Source organism: Niveispirillum fermenti, from assembly GCF_052474395.1.
In genome coordinates this window covers 2,157,887-2,178,758 of record NZ_CP156681.1, presented here as the reverse complement: position 1 = coordinate 2,178,758, position 20,872 = coordinate 2,157,887, and the positions used below count along the sequence as shown (strand labels likewise).

The 20,872-nt window shown below is 65.4% G+C and carries 14 protein-coding genes and 1 tRNA gene; 2 read left to right on the top strand and 13 right to left on the bottom strand.

The features are described 5' to 3' along the window. Positions 1-406: 406 nt before the first annotated feature. The gene (locus tag ABC728_RS21410; RefSeq protein WP_416617400.1) at positions 407-2,968 is read left to right on the top strand and encodes a glycoside hydrolase family 3 protein; all 2,562 of its coding nucleotides are present in this window, start codon (positions 407-409) and stop codon (positions 2,966-2,968) included. Positions 2,969-3,184: 216 nt separating this feature from the next. On the opposite strand, the gene ABC728_RS21405 is transcribed toward ABC728_RS21410, so the two are convergent. The 13 genes from ABC728_RS21405 to ABC728_RS21345 all read right to left on the bottom strand — a co-directional run bounded on the left by ABC728_RS21405 (position 3,185) and on the right by ABC728_RS21345 (position 18,867). Continuing rightward, positions 3,185-4,099: a tetratricopeptide repeat protein gene (locus ABC728_RS21405; protein WP_416617401.1), complete on the bottom strand. Its 915-nt coding sequence runs from the start codon at positions 4,097-4,099 to the stop codon at positions 3,185-3,187. 388 nt (positions 4,100-4,487) lie between these two features. Beyond that, positions 4,488-4,937 carry a hypothetical protein gene (locus ABC728_RS21400; RefSeq protein WP_416617402.1) on the bottom strand — a complete coding sequence of 150 codons (450 nt, stop codon included), beginning with the start codon at positions 4,935-4,937 and terminating at the stop codon, positions 4,488-4,490. A gap of 44 nt (positions 4,938-4,981) precedes the next feature. After that, positions 4,982-8,119, bottom strand: coding sequence for an efflux RND transporter permease subunit (locus ABC728_RS21395; RefSeq protein WP_416617403.1), 3,138 nt, complete (start codon positions 8,117-8,119; stop codon positions 4,982-4,984). Positions 8,120-8,130: 11 nt separating this feature from the next. Then, positions 8,131-9,789, bottom strand: a complete 1,659-nt coding sequence (locus ABC728_RS21390; RefSeq protein WP_416617404.1) for a hypothetical protein — start codon at positions 9,787-9,789, stop codon at positions 8,131-8,133. Between the two features lie 78 nt (positions 9,790-9,867). Then, entirely contained in the window at positions 9,868-10,293 is a 426-nt protein-coding gene (locus tag ABC728_RS21385) for a hypothetical protein (RefSeq protein ID WP_416617405.1), read from the bottom strand. Between the two features lie 145 nt (positions 10,294-10,438). Next, positions 10,439-10,642: a hypothetical protein gene (locus ABC728_RS21380; RefSeq protein WP_445376491.1), complete on the bottom strand. Its 204-nt coding sequence runs from the start codon at positions 10,640-10,642 to the stop codon at positions 10,439-10,441. A 149-nt stretch (positions 10,643-10,791) separates the two neighbouring features. After that, positions 10,792-10,867: transfer RNA gene (locus tag ABC728_RS21375), tRNA-Glu, on the bottom strand. 95 nt (positions 10,868-10,962) lie between these two features. After that, on the bottom strand, positions 10,963-12,486 hold the full coding sequence (locus tag ABC728_RS21370; RefSeq protein ID WP_416617407.1) for a hypothetical protein: 1,524 nt from the start codon (positions 12,484-12,486) through the stop codon (positions 10,963-10,965). Between the two features lie 187 nt (positions 12,487-12,673). After that, complete coding sequence (recJ, locus tag ABC728_RS21365; RefSeq protein ID WP_445376490.1) at positions 12,674-14,467, bottom strand: single-stranded-DNA-specific exonuclease RecJ; 1,794 nt, start codon at positions 14,465-14,467, stop codon at positions 12,674-12,676. Positions 14,468-14,623: 156 nt separating this feature from the next. Next, positions 14,624-15,598: a class II fructose-bisphosphatase gene (glpX, locus tag ABC728_RS21360; protein WP_416617630.1), complete on the bottom strand. Its 975-nt coding sequence runs from the start codon at positions 15,596-15,598 to the stop codon at positions 14,624-14,626. 129 nt (positions 15,599-15,727) lie between these two features. Beyond that, positions 15,728-17,026 carry a homoserine dehydrogenase gene (locus ABC728_RS21355; protein ID WP_416617409.1) on the bottom strand — a complete coding sequence of 433 codons (1,299 nt, stop codon included), beginning with the start codon at positions 17,024-17,026 and terminating at the stop codon, positions 15,728-15,730. Positions 17,027-17,037: 11 nt separating this feature from the next. Continuing rightward, positions 17,038-18,267: an LL-diaminopimelate aminotransferase gene (locus ABC728_RS21350; RefSeq protein ID WP_416617410.1), complete on the bottom strand. Its 1,230-nt coding sequence runs from the start codon at positions 18,265-18,267 to the stop codon at positions 17,038-17,040. Positions 18,268-18,420: 153 nt separating this feature from the next. Continuing rightward, positions 18,421-18,867: a hypothetical protein gene (locus ABC728_RS21345; RefSeq protein WP_416617411.1), complete on the bottom strand. Its 447-nt coding sequence runs from the start codon at positions 18,865-18,867 to the stop codon at positions 18,421-18,423. A gap of 184 nt (positions 18,868-19,051) precedes the next feature. On the opposite strand from ABC728_RS21345, the gene ABC728_RS21340 reads away from it, so the two are divergent. Continuing rightward, positions 19,052-20,848 (top strand): PHA/PHB synthase family protein, encoded by a 1,797-nt coding sequence (locus tag ABC728_RS21340; RefSeq protein WP_416617412.1) that lies wholly within the window; start codon positions 19,052-19,054, stop codon positions 20,846-20,848. Positions 20,849-20,872: the final 24 nt, after the last annotated feature.

The window sequence follows — 20,872 nt, the reverse complement described above, 5'->3', positions numbered from 1 at the left end:
TTTCTTCGCATGTGCAAAAGATTGCGCCTACCCCCGTAACCATGGCCGGGAGCAATTGACATCGCTGCCAATTTGATTTAGTCCTCAACAGGTAGAAACGGAAAAAAATTTGCAGTCCGTTGAAACTACTATCAGTTCTTGATAGCGGTAACCAATTTCCGCGCCCATGCGGTGCTTTTCGCGTTCTTCCGGTCAATTTTATGACAGCGTTAACAGAAAAGGGCCGGTTTTGATCGCCCATGACTTCCCGCTGGAGGAGAACAGTTTACCAGACTTATCGGGAGTTGAGCGTTGACAGTACGCTGAGATGATGTCATGTCATCTGACAACGATGTCAGATGACATGCGCCGGACAGGACGGCCAATGACCTGCCGGCCCATAACGAAGCAGATTGGGAGGAAGAAAGTGACGTCGAAGCGAACCGCGCGGCTTGGTCGCGCCCTGGGTCTTGTCAGCGCCTTTGCCTTGCTGGGCGGTCTCTCCGTTGGCCCGGCCCATGCCGCCGACGCCCCGGCATCGCAAGCCAGTCTGCTGCATCCGGAAAAATGGCCCAAGGGTGGTACGCCGCGCCTGATCGACCCTGCCATCGAAAAGAAGATCGACGCGCTGATGGCGCGTATGAGTTTGGAGGAGAAGGTCGGACAGACCATCCAGGGCGACATCTCCACCATCACGCCGGAAGATTTGCGCAAATATCCCCTGGGCTCCATCCTGGCCGGTGGCAATTCCGGCCCCTTCGGCGATGACCGCGCCCCACCCAAGGATTGGCTTGAAGCGGCCGACCAGTTCTATCGCGTTTCGATGGAGGAACGGCCGGGCCGCACGCCCATTCCCGTGATTTTCGGCGTCGACGCCGTGCATGGGCATGGCAATCTGGGGGCCGCCACCATCTTCCCGCACAATATCGCGCTGGGCGCCACGCGCGACCGCGATCTGCTGCGCCGCACGGGTGAGGTGACGGCCCGCGAAATGGCCGCCACCGGCATCGACTGGACCTTCGCCCCTGCCCTCTCCGTCGTTCGGGACGACCGCTGGGGCCGGTCTTATGAAGGATATTCGGAAGACCCGGAAATCGTGGCCGACTATGCCGGTGCCGTTGTCGAGGGCATTCAGGGTGTCATCGGGTCCAAGGATTTCATGAAAGCCGGCCGCACCGTCGCCACCGCCAAGCATTTCCTGGCCGATGGCGGAACCGAAGGGGGCCGTGACCAGGGTGACGCCCGGATCAGCGAGGACGAGCTGATCCGTCTGCACAATGCCGGCTACCCGCCGGCCATCGATGCGGGCGTCCTGACCATCATGACCAGCTTTTCTTCCTGGCAGGGCGTCAAGCATCACGGCAACAAGCAGTTGATGACCGATGTGCTGAAGGACCGGATGGGCTTCAACGGCTTCATCGTCGGCGACTGGAACGCCCATGATCAGGTGCCGGGCTGCACGAAGTACGATTGCCCCGCCTCGCTGATCGCCGGGCTGGACATGTACATGGCGGCCGATAGCTGGCAGAGGCTGTATGAGAACACGCTGGCCCAGGCAAAGGACGGGACCATTCCCATGGCTCGCCTGGATGATGCCGTGCGCCGCATCCTGCGCGTGAAATTCCATTCCGGCCTGTTCGACAAGCCGGCCCCGAAGGACCGCAAGGACGTGCCGCCCCTCAGCGAGCTGGGAAAGGCGGATAATCGGGCCGTCGCACGGGAGGCGGTCGCCAAGTCACTGGTTTTGCTGAAGAATCAGGGTGGCATCCTGCCCCTGTCGCCGGGTGCCCGCGTGCTTGTGGCCGGTGACGGGGCCGACAATATCGGCAAGCAGTCGGGCGGCTGGACCATTTCCTGGCAGGGCACCGGCAACCGCAATGACGAATTCCCCGGCGCCACCAGCATTCTGGGCGGCATCCGCGAAGTGGTCGGCCAGAATGGCGGCAAGGTCGAATATGACGTTGCCGGCAATTTCAAGACCCGGCCCGACGTGGCCATTGTGGTGTTCGGGGAGGAACCCTATGCGGAGTTCCAGGGGGATGTCGAAACGCTGGAATACCAGCCGGGCGACAAGTCAGACCTGGCCCTGCTGCGCCGGCTGAAGGCCCAGGGGATCCCCACCGTGGCCGTCTTCCTTTCGGGGCGGCCGCTGTGGGTCAATCCGGAAATCAATGCGTCGGACGCCTTTGTCGCGGCCTGGCTGCCGGGCAGCGAAGGTGGCGGTATCGCCGATGTGCTGTTCGCGGACAAGGCCGGCAAGGTCCGTCACGACTTCCATGGCAAGCTTTCCTTCTCCTGGCCGCGCACGGCGGCACAAACGCCCTTGAACCGTGGTGACGCCAATTACAATCCGCTGTTCGCCTACGGATTTGGCCTGACCTACAAGGACAAGGGCGATCTGGCCGCACTGCCGGAGGAATCCGGCGTGCCGGCGGAGGCGAGCGGCAATACCGGCATCTATTTCCGGGGCGGTCGCGCGCCGGCTCCCTGGTCGCTGGCCATCGGTGATCAGGTGGGCGATCTGCGCGTGACCACGACCAGCGGCACCAGTCCCGGCCAGGTGGTTGACCTGAAGTCGGTTGATGTTGCCGCGCAGGAGGATGCCAAACAACTGACCTGGAACGGCAGCGGCCTCGGCTCGCTGGTGATTTCCGGACGGCCAGTCGATCTTTCCCGCCAATCCAACGGCGATGTGACCTTGTCGTTGCGGTATCGCGTGGACCAGGTGCCCACCGGCACGGTGAACCTGACCATGGCGTGCGGCCCCGATTGCCGTGGCACGCTGGATGTCACCAAGCTGCTGGCAGGTGCCAAGCCGGGTGATTTCCACACCACCAAGATTTCCCTGAAATGCTTCGCCGCTGCGGGTGCGCAGATGGCGACCATCGAGGCACCCGTGGTGATCAGCACCGAGGGTCGGCTGGGCCTGACAGTCACCGACCTGAAGCTGGATGCCGATCCGGGCAACGCCGTCTGTCCCGGCGCGTGATTGCCGGGCAGACCCGTTTCGCCCCCAAACGGCACGGGATGGGGGCGATGACGGTTCTCTCTCTTCTTGTCACCCCACTCCAGACCATCCGTTCGCGGATGGTCTTTTTTTATCCTCATTTCATGCGGACACAAAAACGCCCGCCGGTGAAACCGACGGGCGTTCGACGACATCACGGCGCAAGTCCGACCTGCCCGAAGCCTCTGGCGCCGGATATCAGGCCTGACCCAGGGATGCAGCAGCCGGTTCGGCCGGCGGAGCCGCATCGCCATTTTCCGCAGCACCGTTCTCCCTGGCCACCTCTTCCAGCCGCGCGGCAATCTGGGGCACGATCGGGCTGTCGGGGTGGGTTTCACGATAGAGATCGGCCAGCGCCTGCGCCTTGGGCAGATCGATCCGGGCGACGCCGGCGATCATGTTGGCAAGCTGAACATGGCCCACCTGCACCTGCGGGGCAAGACGGGTGGCGGCCAGATAGGCCTCGGCCGCCGTATCGACATTGCCCGCCGCCTCATGCACACGGCCAAGGGCATATAGCGCTTCCGGCATCTGCGGACGGCGGGCCAGGCACGATTCGAAGGCCGCGGCCGCATCGGCCAATTGCCCCATCCGGAACAGAACATTGCCCAGGTTGAACAGCGGTTCCAGTGCGTTGGGATCGGCCTGGGTGGCCCGCTGCCACGCCTCCGCGGCCAACGGCAATTCCCCGGTCTGTTCCCGCACCAGAGCCAGACCCGACCAGGCGTCACGGAAATCGGGATCCAGCTCCACCGCGCGGGTCAGGCTTTCGATGGCTTCGTCCAGCTTGCCCTGCTGGGCCAGCGCCATGCCCAGATTATGATGCGGCGGCGGATGGTCCGGCTTCAGCGCGCGGGCCTTCTTCAGGGCGGTGATCGCCTCGTCGATCTTGCCCAGGCCCTGCAGGGTGGCGCCCAGGTTGGACCAGGCGACACGGATGTCCGGATGTTCGGCATAGATCTTGGTGATCTTGCGCAGCGTATCCGCCGCTTCCTTCAACCGGCCCTGCCGGTGCAGTTCCGTCGCCGCCCGCATGTCGGACGGAAAACTATTCAGCATCGCATCGGACTTGGTCAGGTCGGCGATCTTGCGACGGCGATCATGGCGATTCATGAAAAGACTACCCGGATTCCTGGTGGGACCTTGTCAACACCGACTTGATAGCAAGTCGTAAAGGAAAACGAAACCACGCAGCAGTCTTAACCCTGCGCTTTGACGATAAAAAACGGGGCCGGTCCCTTTCGGGACCGGCCCCGTCTTCCATGACGATCATGGACGATCCGCTTTGGCGGTGGACCCCGCCTGCGGATGCTTTCCGATCAGCCGGCGAGAACCCGGATGCCGGAGAGATCCGCGCGGGTCCGCAAAGTGGAACGAGACATCGGATCACCTCCTTTCTGCAAGTTGCAACGACAAGACAAAGATGGGGCGTTTCGCACCACAGGTCAAGCCAATTCATCCGATATCGGAATAGTCACGCCTTGGGGGCCGGATGCCGGGGTCAATGCCCCTCATGCCCGGTATGATCCCCGTGGTCGCCATGATCGTGGCCGTGCGCCTGCGTGTCGGCCGGCTTCCACTCGTAACGCGCCTGCAATGGTCCCTTGCCGGCCAGGGTGACGAGGGTGGCGATGCGGGTCCCGGCGGGCACCGCCTGATCCAGGCGGCCCGACAGGCTGTTGGGACCGGCGGGTGCCAGAGCGACCTGCACCGGCGCGCCATCCAGCAGCAGGGTCGCGGTGCCTGTCGCCCCGGCCGTGTCCACCGGCTTGTCGTGCATCGTGTTGAGGTAGAGCGTCAGGGTGCCGTCGGCGATCATCAGTTCCTGATGCAGCGGCCCGGCATGCACCTGCATACCGCCATGCGGCCCGACGGGCGGCGCATGGGCCAGCGCCGGCAATGGCGACACCGCCAGCGCAGCAGCCAGAATCAGGGCAAATTGCTTGTTCATGGACATTTCTCCTTTCAGAAATCCCGGCCAAGTGGCCGTTAGGGTCAGAAAATCTCGGCCGGGTGGCCGTTTGCGCTGGTTTCAGGGGATTTATCGCCCCGCAGCCGTTCAATGGCGGGACCGCCGAACCGGGCGAACAGGATCGGGGTCAGGATCATGTCCAGCAGCGTGGCACTGATCAGACCGCCGAAGATGGTGACGGCGACGGGATGCAGGATTTCCTTGCCCGGCGCATCGGCCCCGATCAACAGCGGCACCAGCGCCAGCCCGGCTGATAGGGCCGTCATCAGCACCGGCACCAGTCGTTCCCGGCTGCCGCGCCGGATCATGGCGGGGCCGAAAACCTCCCCCTCGATCCGGCAGAGGTTGATGTAATGGCTGACTTTCAGAATGCCATTGCGGGTGGCAATACCCGCCAGGGTGATGAAACCCACCATGCTGGCCACCGACAGGGGCAGGCCGGCCAGCCACAGGGCCGCCACGGACCCGATCAGCGCCATCGGCACGGTGCCCATGATGATCAGCACGGGCACGAGCGAGCGGTAGCGGCTGTAGAGCAGCAGCAGGACCAGCACGAAGGAAACCAGGGATAGCAGCACCATGGTCCGCGCCGCCTGTTCCTGCGCCTGGAAGGTGCCTTCCAGGCTGGCATGCGTGCCGGCCTGCATCGGGGTGTCGGCCAGAACGGCTCGAATATCCGCGACGATGGCCGCCATGTCCCGGCGCCCGTCGCCATTGGCCAGAATGGCCAGCCGCCGCCGGCCATTCTCGCGCATGATCTCGTTCGGGCCATCGGCCTCCGTCACGCTGGCCAGATGGGCGAGCGGCACGGGGCCGACGGCCGTGTCGATCAGAAGCCGGCCCAGCGCCGCCGGCCGGCGATCCTCATCGACCAGCCGCAGGACAAGATCGTGCCGGCGCTCGCCTTCGATGATCTCCGCCATCGTCTCGCCATTGGAGAGAACCTCCACGGCGTGCAGCACGGCGGCCGGGGTCACGCCATGGGCACGGGCGCGGTCCGGGTCCACCGCCACGCGCACCTGCGGGATCAGCACCTGCTTTTCGATCTGCAGGTCGACCAGCCCCGGAATGGTGGACAGGCGCTGTTGCAACCCGCCCGCCAGTGCCCGCAGGGCCTGCATGTCCTCGCCATACAGCTTGACGGCCAACTGCGCCCGCACGCCGGACAGCATGTGATCCAGGCGGTGTGAAATAGGCTGCCCCAGATTGACCGACACGGGCAGTGCCGACAGCCGCTGGCGGATATCCGCCAAGATCTCCGCCTTTCCCCGTGCAGATGGCCGCAGATGCGCCTCCATCTCGGACATGTGAACGCCCATGGCATGTTCATCCAGTTCGGCCCGTCCCGTCCGACGGGCGATGCCCGTCACCTCGGGCACCTCCAGGATCAGACTTTCCGCCATGCGTCCCACCGACGCCGACGGGTCCAGCGCGATGCCGGGGTTCAGCGACAGCGTTATGGTCAGCGTGCCTTCGTTGAAGTCGGGCAGGAAGGCGCGTGGCAGGAAGGGGACGGCCGCCAGCGCCGCCAGGATGGCAACCGCCACGCCGCCCAGGACAGCCCCGCGATGCGCGAAGGCCAGGTCCAGCAGCCGGTCGTTGCCCGCCTTAAGACGGCGGACCAGCCAGCCTTCGCGATGGATGGCCCCCGCCAGGCGGGGCAACAGATGAAAGGCCAGCACCGGGGTCACCGTGATGGCCGTGACCAGACTGGCCAGGATCGCGGTGATATAGGCGATGCCCAGCGGCGCGAACAGCCGCCCTTCCACCCCCGAAAGGGCGAACAGCGGCACGAAGACCAGGACGATGATGGCCGTGGCGTAAACGATGCCCGACCGCACCTCCGCACTGGCTGCCAGCACGATGGAGAATACAGGCCCCGGCGCGGGCCGGGCCGCATTCTCCCGCAGGCGGCGGAAGATGTTCTCCACATCCACCACCGCATCATCGACCATTTCGCCGATGGCGATCGCCAGCCCGCCCAGCGTCATGGTGTTGATGGTCAGGCCCAGCGCCTTGAAAACCAGCACCGTGACCAGCAGGGAAACGGGAATGGCCGTCAGGCTGATCAGCGTGGTCCGGGCATTACCCAGGAACAGGAAGAGGATGATGGCCACCACCACCCCGGCCTCCACCAGGACGCGGCCCACATTGGCGACACTGTTCTCGATGAAATCGGCCTGCCGGAAAACGATGGCGGGTGCCGCCACGCCTGCGGGCATGCCGGCAGACAGTTCATCAAGCGCCTGTTCCACAGCCCGCGTCAGGGTCAGCGTGTCGGCATCCGGCTGCTTCTGCACCGAGATAAGCACGGCCGGACCGCCATCCAGCCCGGCATCGCCGCGACGCGGACGGGGGGCATGCTCGACCAGCGCCACATCGCCCAGGGTGATCACGGCACCGTCGCGCACGGCCACGGCAAGACGGCGCAGGTCCTCCAGCCGGTCGGTGCGGCCGATGCCGCGGATCAGCAGTTCCTCCCCCTGCCGGTCCACCACACCGCCGCCGGCATTGGCACCATAGCCGGCCAGCGCCGTCCGCAGGTCGGCCAGCGTGACGCCCAGAAGGGCCATGCGGCCCGTATCGGGTGCCACGCGGAACTGACGCACCTGCCCGCCCATGGGAATGACTTGGGAGACGCCAGGGATGGACAACAGACGGGGCCGCACATTCCAGTCGGCCAGATCGCGCAGGCGCATCGGATCGATCGCCCCATCGGCCGCCGGCGTCAGGGCGACCAGCATGATCTCTCCCATGATGGAGGAGATGGGGCCCATCTGAGGCACCGCCCCCGGCGGCAGACGGTCCGACAGCCGTGACAGCCGTTCCGCCACCTGTTGCCGGTTGCGATGGATTTCCGTGGCCCAGCCGAACTCCACCGTCACCACGGACAGGCCGGCGGCCGATGTGCTGCGCACCCGCTCCACACCGGGCATGCCGTTCATGGCGGTTTCGATGGGAAAGCTGACCAGCCGTTCCACCTCCTCCGGCGCCAGGCCGGGGCTTTCGGTCATCAAGGTGATGGTCGGCCGGTTCAGGTCCGGGAAGACATCCACCGACAGACGGTCCAGCGTGAAAACGCCATAGACCATCAGCAGCAGGGCGACCACCAGCACCAGCACACGGTTGCGCAGGCTGGCGGCGACGATTGTCGTGAACATCGCACGCCCCCCTATCGTATCTGGTTCAGCAGGTCGGCGCCCTGCACCACGATGCGCATGCCGGCATCGGCGCCCGCCAGCACGCGGACATGTTCCGCCCCGGCCGGCACCGTGCGCACGGCATGGGGCACGAATCGCTGCGCACCCGCATGTTCGAGTATGGCGGGCAGCCCGTCGGGCCCGCGCACCAATGCGGTGCGCGGCAGCAACAGCCCCTCTTCCACCGGACCGGTCCTCAGGAACAACGACAGGATGGCACCGGCAACGGGCGGCCTTTCACCCCATGTTTCTCCGTCCGGCAGGCGCAACAGCAGGCGGGTGGCCCCCGCCGGCCCCGGCCCCTGTCCCACCAGGACCAGCGGCACCGCGCGCGCGCCGATCGCCGCGACAAAGCCGGCACCGGGCGGCGGCGGGCCGTCGAAGGACAGGGCCTCCACCAGCAGCACCCCGGGATCGGCCAGTTCGAAGATCGGGGTGACATCCCGATCCTCGATCATCATGCCGGCGATGGCGCTGGTGGCCGTGATCACCCCGTCGATGGGGGCGACCAGCGGCACACGGGCCACCTGGGCCCGGGACAAGGCCCGGCGTTGCCGCAGCAGGCCATCCAGGTTGGTTTGTGCGGCATCGATCTCCCGCTGCGGCACGGCACCCGACAGCTTCGACACACGCTCCCATTGCTGGCGGGCCAGCCGGATCTCGCGATCCAGTCCGGCGAGCTGTTCAGAGATGCCGCCCCCCTCCTCCACCCGCAGAACCGGCTCGACATAGGCCAGCACCTGTTCCGCCTTCACAACAGTGCCGGGCAGGGGAAATCCCCCTTCCGGCGGCATCAGCCGTCCCGATTGCGGCGACTGCACCCAGCCGGACCGGTTGGGATCGGCGATGATGCGGCCCGCCAGGGGACGGACGGGGGCCACCTGTCCCACGTCCAGAAGCATGGTGCGCACCGACAGCAGACGCTGCGTCGGTTTGGGCACAAAAAGGCCGCCATCGGGCAGACGGGCCGGCCGCGTGCCAAACGGGGGCGCCACATCCGCCGGCCCGCCATGGTCATGACCCTCATGGGCCAGCACGCGGCCCGCAGGCCAGGACAGCAGCACCAGCAGCACCAGGACCAAGCCCGTCCCGCGGCGGCGCATCAGGGCGATGCCGGCGGCCAGCAGCAAACCCAGGGCGAAGCCCACCCCCATACCGGCCAGCAGCGCACCAAGCCCGATCCCCCCGTCGGGGCCTTTTTCTGTTGCCGCACGGGGAACCGTCAGGGTGCCGACCAGCAGGTCGGCCATCCCGTCACCTGTCACGGTCAGGGCCAGCGCGTAATCGCCGGGCCGGCCGGCCCATGGAACGGCCAGTTGATATGTCCCGTCGGCGGCGGCCGGCACGGGCACCGGTGCCCCCCCATCCACGGAAAGGGTGACTTTCGCTTCCGTGACCGGGCTGTTGTCAGCCAGCCGGTCGATGAACAGGGTCAGGTCGGGTCCCCGCAACAGACCGACAAGCTGAACATCACCGCCATCGGCTTCAAGCATGGACGGGGTATCGGCGCGATCAGCGGGGACAGGCGCGGCGGGGCCGTGATCATGGCCTTCATGAGAAATAGCGGGCAACGGCACCATCAGGGCCGCAAGCAGCAACACCCCGCAGAGCAGGCGCATCGGGACAAGCATGGGATATTCCATCGACGGCACGTGAAACAAGCCGGCCCACCCTTCCCGACAGGAAGGGCGCCGGCACGAACATCGGCGTCAGGTGGAAAGCGGGGGGCGAAGATCGGGGGGTGGGTGCCGCCCGGCGGGATCATCGCTGCGGGACGGCGGCAGGCACAGGCCCGACACGGCCCGGACAAAGGGTCCGGACCCAGCCGGCAGTCCGGCCGGCATATGGGTCATGCAGGCAGACAGGCAACCGCAGGCGCAAAGATCCTGACAACGGCCATCGGTCCCGTGATCGCGCCGATGATCCTGCCCAGCGGCCGTGACGCCATGGCCGGCCATGTCATGGCAATCACCATGGGCCGGCGCCGAAACGAAACTTGTCGGCGTTGCCGTTCCGTCACCGGCATGGTGCGCACCATCATGAGCCGCGGCGGCGGACAGGCCGAACAGGGCCAGCACCAGCGCCACGGCGCCGGCCTTCAGCAAACCTGTCCAATAAAGCCCGATGCGCGACATGCGTCCTTCCCGGTGCGATAACCTGTGGAAGAATGGGCCGACGTGCCGGCCGCCGCAAGCGGCTTGACCGGTGATCAGCCATTAAAAAGGCGGGCATCGCCTGCGCGAGCCCGCCTTTGCAGGGGTCCGGCCCTTTGGAGGCCGGTCAGCGTCGCGATTTCGTCTCGCCGGCCGCCAGTTCGGCCTTCAGGGCGCGGATGCGCTCCAGCATCGTGTCCTTCAAACCGGGAGTCGGCTTCGGGCCCAGGGCGGCCAAGGCCAATTCAAGCTGCAACAAGGCGCGGCGCTTCTCCGCGTCGTTGCGCTTCAGGGGCCGGTTGTCGCTGCGCTGTCCTTCCATCGAACGCATGATCAATCCCTTAACGGTTACGGTAACCAGTGATAGGCAACGAAAAAGCCCCGGCCTTTCGGCACGGGGCTTTTTCCGTATCTGCCAAATGATGCCAAAGTCAAGCATCCGGCTCCGGCGCCACACCCAAGAATTACCTTCCTGGAAGGTGGCGTCCCCAACGGGATTCGAACCCGTGTTACCAACGTGAAAGGCTGGTGTCCTAGGCCTCTAGACGATGGGGACGTCGTCGGTGGGCGGTTAATTAGCCGGGACGACGGGCCTGATCAAGCACTTTTTTTCATGATCCTGCATATCGCCCATTCCGAGACCCGAAGGGATCATTTCTTATATCGGTCCAGGGTCCGCTCGACACGATATTCCAGGTCGCGGATGATGTTCAGCGACGGCAATCCCTTCAGCACCTTCAGCACGCCGGCCAACTGGGCCAGGGCGATTCCGTGACGGGGCCGCGCACGCAGATACTCCACACGGAAATTGATCCCGATTTCCAGCCGCTGTTCCAGGTCGGCCTCCTTGGCGCGCACCAGCCGTTCCTGGCCCTCCTGCTCCATCAGCTTCTTCACGGCCGTGAACAGGACGGTGGCGGCCTGGGCGATGCCCAGTTCCTCTTCCGTCGGGGCGTGGGTCATGTCGGGTTCCAGCCGCACCTCCGCACCCTTCTTCTCCTGCAACTGCTTGACGGGCAGCACGATGGCGCAATCCTGCATCGCGGCTGCCAGGAAACTGTCGACCGCCTGCATGACGCGGTTGCGCGCCTCGGCCAGCAGGCGCTGCCATTCCGGATTCGGCTCGACGTGAACCTCCTCCGCCAGGCCCTTGATCATCACCTGCGCATCCGACACCAGCCGGGCGCTGGTCAGCAACCAGACGCGCCGGGCCATGACGGGGCCGCCAGCGGCACGGCCGATTTCCGTCAGGGTGCGGGTCAGATCAGAGAAAAGCCGGGCGGGGATGAGCCGGGCCGGGTGGTTGCCCGACACATGCGTCATGTCCTGGGACAGCATGCGCACCAGCCGCAACGCCTGGAACGGTTGCGCCAGCATGGTCATCAGGCCGAAGAAGAAATATTCCACGATGTCGGTACCGGCATTGTGGATGTTGAGATAGGCGGTGCGGGCCACGGCGACCGCCTTGGGCGTAAAGTCGAAAACGGGTCCTTCCTCCACCCCCGCCATGCGGCGGATGCGGTGCAGCGTGGGGGTCAATTGCCCGTTCAGGCTCAGCAGCACGGCAATTTCCTCCATATCCTCCAGCGCGCGGTCGCTGCCCAGGATGGCCGCCAGTTCCCCACGCCGGCCATAGGACCGCCGTGCCTCATCCAGGATGGCACGGGTGGCGTCCGCCGCCGCCAGGGCGCCCCGGTCGGCAAAGGTCTGAAGATCGGTCCAGCGCTGCTCACGCACGGCGCGGCCATATTCCGCCTCCATGGTCAGCAACAGGGTGCGGTGGGGAGAGGTCTGCAGGATACGCCACCAGGGCGCCAGAATCTGGCGCGGCAGCGCGGCCTTGCGCTTCTCCTCATGCGGGTCGCCATTATAAAGGAAAAGCTCTACCCCCATGCACACGGCACGCTGGAACGTCTGAATGCGGGCGGGTTTCAGCGAACGCAGCCGCGGGCGCAGCGTGTCCAGGATCTGCTCGTCGGTCGGATCGCGCCGTTCGGCGGCACGGGCCATTTCCACGGCGCGGGCCACGCGCAGCAGGGACGGGTCGTCCAACTGGTCGAAATGGGCCTGCAGCTTCGATACGGCTGAACCGGAGTCCCCTGGCGCCTCCGCCGCGGGTTTCGTCTTTGTTTCCTCGGACTTCTGTACCGGCGTTCCCGCCGACCGTACCGTCATGACAATGATCGCCCCGTTCAAGAAACCGCTTGCGACCACCCCCCGTTTCGCACGGCCCGACCCGGTCGGGGAGCGATGGGAGACTATAAGACAAAGGCCGGCGCCTGTCTTTAACGATCTGGTAACAATTTAACGCGAACGGGTTAAGGTCCGATCAAGGAAAGGTGAAATCTCGATGATGGTTGGTTCAGGATGGATTTCCGGAAACAGCGGCATCATCGATCAACAACTGCACCCCGTCATTGCCATTCCAACGGTCGGGCCGCAAAGTTCCCGCCAAATGCATGGGCCGGCCGCCACTTTGCAGCAAGGCAGGCCCCAGATCGCCATCCATGGCCCGGAAAGCGATGGATTTCAGGCGGCTGCCATCGCTGCCCGTCAGGATGCAGCGCACATGATTGGCCCCCACGACATCAGCCTTCACGATACGCGCGTCGGTCACCGCGAAACGCGGTTCGGCATTGCCCGTGCCATAGGGAGCCAGGCGTTCCAGATGGCGCAGCAATTCGGTGTTGGCGGCACGAACCGACATTGCGCCATCCAGCGACATCGATGGCACAAGCGGCCCGACATCATCCAGTTGCCGGGCGATGCGTTCACGCAGGAAAGCCCGCAAATCGTCGATTCTCTCCCGTTCCACGGTGAAGCCGGCCGCCATCGCATGCCCACCGCCCGCCACTAGCAAGCCCGCCTGACGGGCGGCGATGATGGCGGAGCCCAGATCCACGCCGCGCACCGACCGGCCCGACGCCTTGCCCAGCACGCCGTCCAGGGCCACGACGCAGGCAGGGCGGCTGTACCGGTCCTTCAGGCGCGATGCGACGATGCCGATGACACCGGGGTGCCACCCCTCGCCCACGGCCAGGACCAGTTCGGGACAGGTATCGACCTCCGCATCCATCATGGCGATGGCATCGTCCAGAACCGCCGCCTCGATGGCACGGCGTTCGGCGTTGAAGGCGTGCAGTTCCTTGGCCAGCGCCGCCGCCTCCGCGGCCAACTCCGTCGCAAGCAGCGTGGTGCCGAGATCGGCCCGGCCGACACGGCCACCGGCATTGACCCGCGGCCCGATAATATAACCGGCATGGTAGGCATCCATCGCCTCGTTCACACCCGCCACGTCGGCCAGGGCGGAAATGCCGATATTGGCCCGCTTGCCCATGACGCGCAGCCCCTGCGCCACGAAGGCCCGGTTCAGGCCCACCAGCGGCACAACATCGCAAACCGTTCCCAGCGCCACGATATCCAGCCAGGACATCAGGTCCGGCTCCGTCCGGCCATTGCTGTAGAAGCCGGATTTACGCAGCGCACGGTTGACCGCCACGATCAACAGGAAGGTCACACCGACGGCGGCCAGCGTCGATAAAGGCCCGCCGGCCGGTTCATCCAGGCGATTGGGGTTGACCACAGCGGTCACGGCCGGCAGGCGCGGCTCGGCCTTGTGATGGTCCACCACCACCACTTCCAGCCCGGCCGCCACAGCCCCGTGCAGCGGATCAAAGCTGGTGACGCCGCAATCAACCGTCACCACGAGCACGACCCCTTCCGCCTTCAGCTTCAGCAGGGCGGGCAGGTTCGGGCCGTAGCCCTCCTCGATCCGGTCGGGAATATAGACGCGCAATTCCCGTCCCAGTGAGCGAAAGAACCGGTTCAGCAAGGCCGTCGATGTGGCACCATCAACATCGTAATCGCCGAAGACGGCCACCTTCTCCCCATCGCGGATGGCGCGGGCCAGCCGTTCGGCGGCCACGTCCATGTCGTGCAGCACCGATGGATCGGGCATGAAGGCCCGCAGGGTGGGGGTCAGGAACCGTTCCGCCTCTTCCACGCCGACCCCACGTCCGGCCAGCAGGCGCCCCACCAGTTCCGGCAGCCCATGCGCCTGGGCCAGCGCCAGCGCCAGCCTTTCGTCACTGTTGCGGGCCTTCCAGCGGCGGCCGGTGATGGAGCTTTCAACGCCCAGAAAGGCGGGATTGGTCATGGCAATGTGAACCGTCGGGTGAAAGGATTCCGGCCTCACCATAGCAAAAAGCCCCGCCACCGGAAGGGCGACCTTCCCATGACGGGGCCTTGATCAGGGCAGGAACGATTTTACCGCCCCAGCGAAAGGCATGCCGGAGAAAACCGGCGTACAGGCTTACCGCTTCGCTTCCGGGATCATGCTGGTCTTGGTGCGGAAATTGTGATGCGCTTCGACATAGCGCACCGTGCCCGACTTGGAGCGCATCACCACCGAATGGGTGATGGCACCACCGGCGAAGCGACGCACGCCGCCCAGCATCGGACCCGTGGTCACGCCCGTGGCGCAGAACATCACGTCGCCCTTGGCCAGATCGTACAGCCCGTACTTCTTGTCCAGGTCCGTCACGCCCCAACGCTTGGCACGCTCCCGCTCGGCATCGTTGCGGAACAGCAGACGGCCCTGGAACTGCCCGCCGATACAGCGCAGCGCGGCGGCGGCCAGCACACCTTCCGGCGCACCACCGGACCCCATATAAAGATCGATGCCCGCCGCCGGCTGGGCGGTGGCGATCACGCCGGACACGTCGCCATCGCCGATCAGCATGATACGCGCACCGGCCTCACGCACCCGGGCGATCAGCTCGGCGTGACGCGGGCGGTCCAGAATGCAGACGACCAGTTCGGACACGTCCGCACCCTTTGCCTTGGCCAGGTTCCGCAGGTTGGCGTCGACCTTCTCGTCCAGGTCGACCACCCCATCCGGCAGGCCGCCGCCCACAGCGATCTTGTCCATATAGACGTCGGGCGCATTCAGGAAGCCGCCGGCCTCCGCCATGGCGATGACGGCCAGGGCGTTGGGACCACCCTTGGCACAGATGGTCGTGCCTTCCAGCGGGTCCAGCGCGATGTCGATCTTGGGGCCCTGGCCGGTGCCGACCTTTTCCCCGATATAAAGCATCGGGGCCTCGTCACGCTCCCCCTCCCCGATCACGACCGTACCGTCGATGGACAGCGCGTTCAGCGCCTTGCGCATGGCATCCACGGCCGCCTGATCGGCAGCCTTCTCGTCGCCGCGGCCCATCAGCAGGGAGGCCGACAGGGCCGCCGCCTCGGTGACGCGGACGACTTCCAGCGCCAGGTTGCGATCCATGACCAGCGAGATGTCGCCCTTGGGATTGGTCGTGCCACTCATTGCTTGTCCCCTTCTTGTCGATGCCGGCGTCTTGTCTGCGGTCCGTCGCCCAGGCGCCGTTCCCGGCCGGTATGGTACCGGTGTTGGTCAGAAATCCTCGATGCGGATCATGCGCGGCGGCTCCGTAACGCTGTCCAGCGATGCGATGGTGGCGAGCGCCTGCTGCATGGCCGCCTCATCCGTATCGTGCGTGGTCCAGACAACCGGCACGGCCTCACCCGGCGCGCGGCCGCGCTGCAGGAACGCCTCCATGGAGACATTCTGGTCACGCAGAGTCGCCGCGATCTCTGCGATCACGCCCGGACGATCCACCACCATCAGACGCACATAATAGCGGCCGCGGCGGTTGCTGATCGGCGACGCCTTGGCCACCTCCAGAGCGGAAGCCGGGACACCGAAGGTCGGGGTGGAACGGCCGCGCGCGATATCGACCAGATCGGCCACCACGGCGGACGCCGTCGGCCCCTCGCCGGCGCCCCGGCCCACCAGCACCACCTTGTCCACGAAATCGCCATCGGCCACCACGGCGTTGAAAACGCCGTCCGTGGCGCCGATCGGGCTGCTGATCGGCACCATGCAGGGATGCACGCGCTGCTCGATCCCATCCTCCGTCCGCCGGGCGATGCCCAGCAGGCGGATGCGATAGCCCAGTTCCTGCGCATAGGCGATGTCGAGCGCCGAGATATGGCGGATGCCCTCGATATGCACCGACCTGAAATCGACATGCACACCGAACGCCACGGCCGTCAGCACCGCCAGCTTGTGCGCGGCGTCCACCCCATCCACGTCGAACGACGGATCGGATTCCGCATAGCCCAGGCGCTGGGCATCGGCCAGCACGTCGGCAAAGTCGCGTCCCGTGGTCCGCATCTCCGTCAGGATATAGTTGCAGGTGCCGTTCAGGATGCCGTGGACTTCACGGATATTGTTGGCGGCCAGCCCTTCCCGCAGCCCCTTGATGGCGGGGATGCCGCCGGCCACGGCCGCCTCATAGGCCAGCGAGACGCCAGCCGCTTCCGCCCTGGCGGCCAGCGATGCGCCATGATGGGCCAGCAGGGCCTTGTTGGCCGTCACCACGGGCTTGCCGGCGGCGATCGCCGCCTCCACGGCCTGCTTGGCAACCCCGTCCGAACCGCCGATCAGTTCCACCAGCACATCGATGCCGTCATCGACGGCCAGATCGGCGGCATTGTCGTGCCAGCGCAGGCCGGACAGATCAATCCCGCGATCACGGGACCGGTCGCGGGCGGACACGGCCGTCACCTGGATGGGACGGCCGGCACGCCGGGTCAGCAGTTCGCCATGGGTGGCCAGGAGCTTCAGGACCCCGCCGCCGACCGTTCCCAGGCCGGCGACACCGATACGCAGGGCTTTGCCATCAACCATGAAGAAAATCCTTACTCAACAGCGGCGGATTCAGACGTGACAGGCGCATTGGCCTTGCGCGCCTTGTCCAGGAACAGCTTGATATTGCGCGTGGCCTGACGGATGCGCTGGGTGTTCTCCACCAGGCCGAAACGCACATGGCTGTCGCCATATTCGCCGAAGCCGATGCCGGGGCTGACGGCCACCTTGGCCTCCTGCATCAGCAGCTTGGCGAATTCCAGGCTGCCCAGGTGCTTGAACTGGTCCGGGATTTCGGCCCAGACGAACATGCTGGCCTTGGGCACGGCCACGTTCCACCCGGCCTGATGCAGACCTTCAACCAGCACGTCGCGGCGGTGGCGATACATTTCCCGGATTTCCAGCACGCAATCCTGCGGGCCGTTCAACGCCGCCGTGGCCGCCACCTGGATGGGGGTGAAGGCGCCGTAATCGACATAGGATTTGAACTTGGCCAGCGCCCCGACCAGCTTCTTCGATCCCACGCCGAATCCGACACGCCAGCCCGGCATGCTGTAGGTCTTCGACAGGCTGTTGAACTCCACCGTGATGTCGCGCGCCTCGGGGATCTGAAGGACCGACGGCGGCGGGTTGCCGTCGAAATAAATCTCGGCATAGGCGATGTCGGACAGGATGTAGATCCCGTGCTTCAGGCAAAGATCCACGATGGGGCGGTAGAAATCCAGCGTCACGGTCTGGCCCGTCGGATTGGACGGGAAGCTGACGATCAGGGCCGTGGGCTTGGGCACCGAATGCTTGATGGCACGCTCCAGGGCCGGGACGAAATCATCCAGTCCCTTGTCCACGGGAATGTGGCGCAGGGCGGCACCGGCCAGCATGAAACCGAACGGATGGATCGGATAGCTGGGATTGGGCACCAGGATCACGTCGCCGGGGCTGGTGATGGCCTGTGCCAGGTTGGCCAGCCCTTCCTTGGAACCGATGGTGACGATCGCCTCGGTCTCCGGATCGATATCGACATCGAACCGGCGTTTGTAATACGCGCTGATCGCCTTGCGCAGGCCGGGAATGCCGCGGCTCTGGCTGTAGCGGTGGGTCTTGGGGTTCTGAACCGCCTCGACCATCTTCGCCACGATATGCGGCGGCGTCGGCTGGTCGGGATTGCCCATGCCGAGGTCGATGATGTCCTCCGCGGCGGCCCTAGCTCGCGCCTTCATCGCATTCACTTCTGCGAAGACATAGGGCGGAAGCCGCTTGATGCGGTGGAATTCAGTGTCGCTCATGGACCTGGGCACCGGTTTGAAGATGATCGGGGCGAAATATGTAGCGCACCGCAACAGCCCCAAGCGACATGAATTTGCGCGCCATCCCCGCCATTCAGCCATGACCGGCGGGGATGGCGGACGGCATCATGCCGTCACATCCGGCGGGGGACGTCAGCCTTCGGGTGGGCGGGGCAGGGCCTGCGGCGCGGCGGGCGGCGCTTCGGGCACCTGCGGAATGTCGTCGGGCCGCCCGCGCGGTCCCAGCGGCGCTGTGCGCAGCGCGTCACCCGCGGCCTGCCCGCTGTCGCGGTCGGCCTGCAGGCGGTCCATCATGGCCTGACGTTCGATGGGGCTGGAGAATTCCTCCGGCCGGGCGGGCACGGCGCCGAGGTTGGCGGAGCCCTTGGCGGACGGGTCGGCCCGGCGGATCGCCCGTTCCCCCGTCAGCACGCGGACGGGGTCGGCGTCGGTGATGTCCTGTGGCCGTGCCGGGGCGGGACCGTCATCGAAGACGATGTCGGGCACGGGCACGCGCGCACAGCCGGCCAGGGCCAGCAGGCCCATGACGGCCAGGACCGCGAAGTGACGGGGCGATACGTATGCGGCGGTGAAAATCATGGCCGGATCGTGTATGAAAAAAAGTGGGACGGCAACCCGCCTGCCATACACTCTTTCGGACAGGCTGGCACGCGGAAAGCCGTACCATGGACCAAAGCCGGCGGCACCCCCTTCACCGGGGGCACAGAAGAAACGCATGTCCGGCAACCACCTGTTTGGGAAACGAGTGCTTAAGGAAAGCAGCATGGCCGAGCCGCAAGGACCCGAGATCAAGATCCCCGATCCGGTCGAAATGTCGCGCAACATGGCGCGCATCGCCGAACAGAGCCAGCGGCTGGTGGCCGACTTCCTGCAGCGGCAGAACGGTGAGAGCAGTGCGCCGCAGAGCCTGATGAATATCGGGGCCGCCTTCATGGAGATGACGGCCCGCCTGATGGCGGACCCGGCCAAGCTGATGCAGGCGCAGATGTCGCTCTGGCAGGATTACATGGCCCTGTGGCAGCGCACGACCCAGCGCCTGCTGGGCCAGGAGGCGGCACCGGTCGTCGCCCCGGCCAAGGAGGACAAGCGCTTCAAGGACAGCGCCTGGGACGAGAACACGCTGTTCGACTATATCAAGCAATCCTACCTGCTGACGGCACGCTGGCTGCAATCCACCGTCAAGGAGGTGGAGGGCATGGACGACAAGACGGCCAAGAAGGTCGATTTCTATACCCGTCAGTTCGTCGACGCCATGGCGCCCAGCAACTTTGTGCTGACCAATCCGGAGGTGTTGCGCGCCACGATGGAGTCGGGGGGCGAGAATCTGGTGAAGGGGCTGGAGAACCTGCTGGGCGACCTGGAACGCGGCAAGGGCCAGCTCGCCATCTCCATGACCGACTACAAGAAGTTCGAGGTGGGCCGCAATATCGCAGCCACGCCCGGCCAGGTCATCTTTCAGAACGACCTGATGCAGTTGATCCAGTACAATCCGACGACCGAGCAGCAAAATAAGCGGCCGCTGCTGATCGTGCCGCCCTGGATCAACAAATTCTACATCCTGGATCTGCGCCCGGCCAATTCGCTGGTGAAGTGGCTGTGCGACCAGGGGCATACGGTCTTCATCGTCTCCTGGGTCAATCCGGACGAGAAATTGTCGGCCAAGACATGGGAAGACTACATGACCGAGGGCCCGCTGGCCGCCCTGGACGCCATGGAGCAGGCGACGGGCGAGCGGGAAGTGAACCTTGTCGGCTATTGCATCGGCGGCACGCTGACCGCGTCCACCCTGGCCTATATGGCCGCCAAGGGCGATGACCGGGTGAAAAGCGTGCTGTACCTCGTCACGCTGACCGATTTCACCGAACCAGGGGAACTTTCCGTCTTCATTGACGAGGAGCAACTGGCCGCGCTTGAGGAGAAGATGAACAGCCAGGGCTACCTGAACGGGCAGTCCATGGCGACAACCTTCAACATGCTGCGCGCCAACGACCTGATCTGGTCCTTCGTCGTCAACAACTACCTGCTGGGCAAGGACCCGTTCCCCTTCGACCTTCTTTATTGGAATTCTGACGCGACCCGCATGCCGGCCGCCATGCACAGCTTTTATCTGCGCAACATGTATCAGCGGAATCTGCTGGTGCAGCCCGGCGCGCTGACGCTGAAGGGCGAGAGTATCGACCTGCGCAACATCAAGGTGCCGACCTTCATGCTGTCCACGCGGGAAGATCACATCACCCCGTGGAAATCCACCTATGCGGCAAGCCAGCTTTATGGTGGTCCGGTCAAGTTCGTGCTGGCGGCGTCGGGCCATATCGCGGGCGTTGTCAACCCGCCAGCCGCCAACAAATACAGCCATTTCCTGAACACCAAGCTGCCCAAGGACCCCGACCAGTGGCTGGCCGGCGCCCGGCAGGTGGAGGGAAGCTGGTGGCCCGAATATGCCAAATGGATCCAGAAATATGCCGGCCCCAAGGTGCCGGCCCGCGTGCCGGGCGACGGGAAGCTGACACCGGTCGAGCCTGCGCCCGGTTCCTACGTGAAGCTGCGCGCCTCGGATTGATGCCGCCGCCGCCCCCGCACCGAA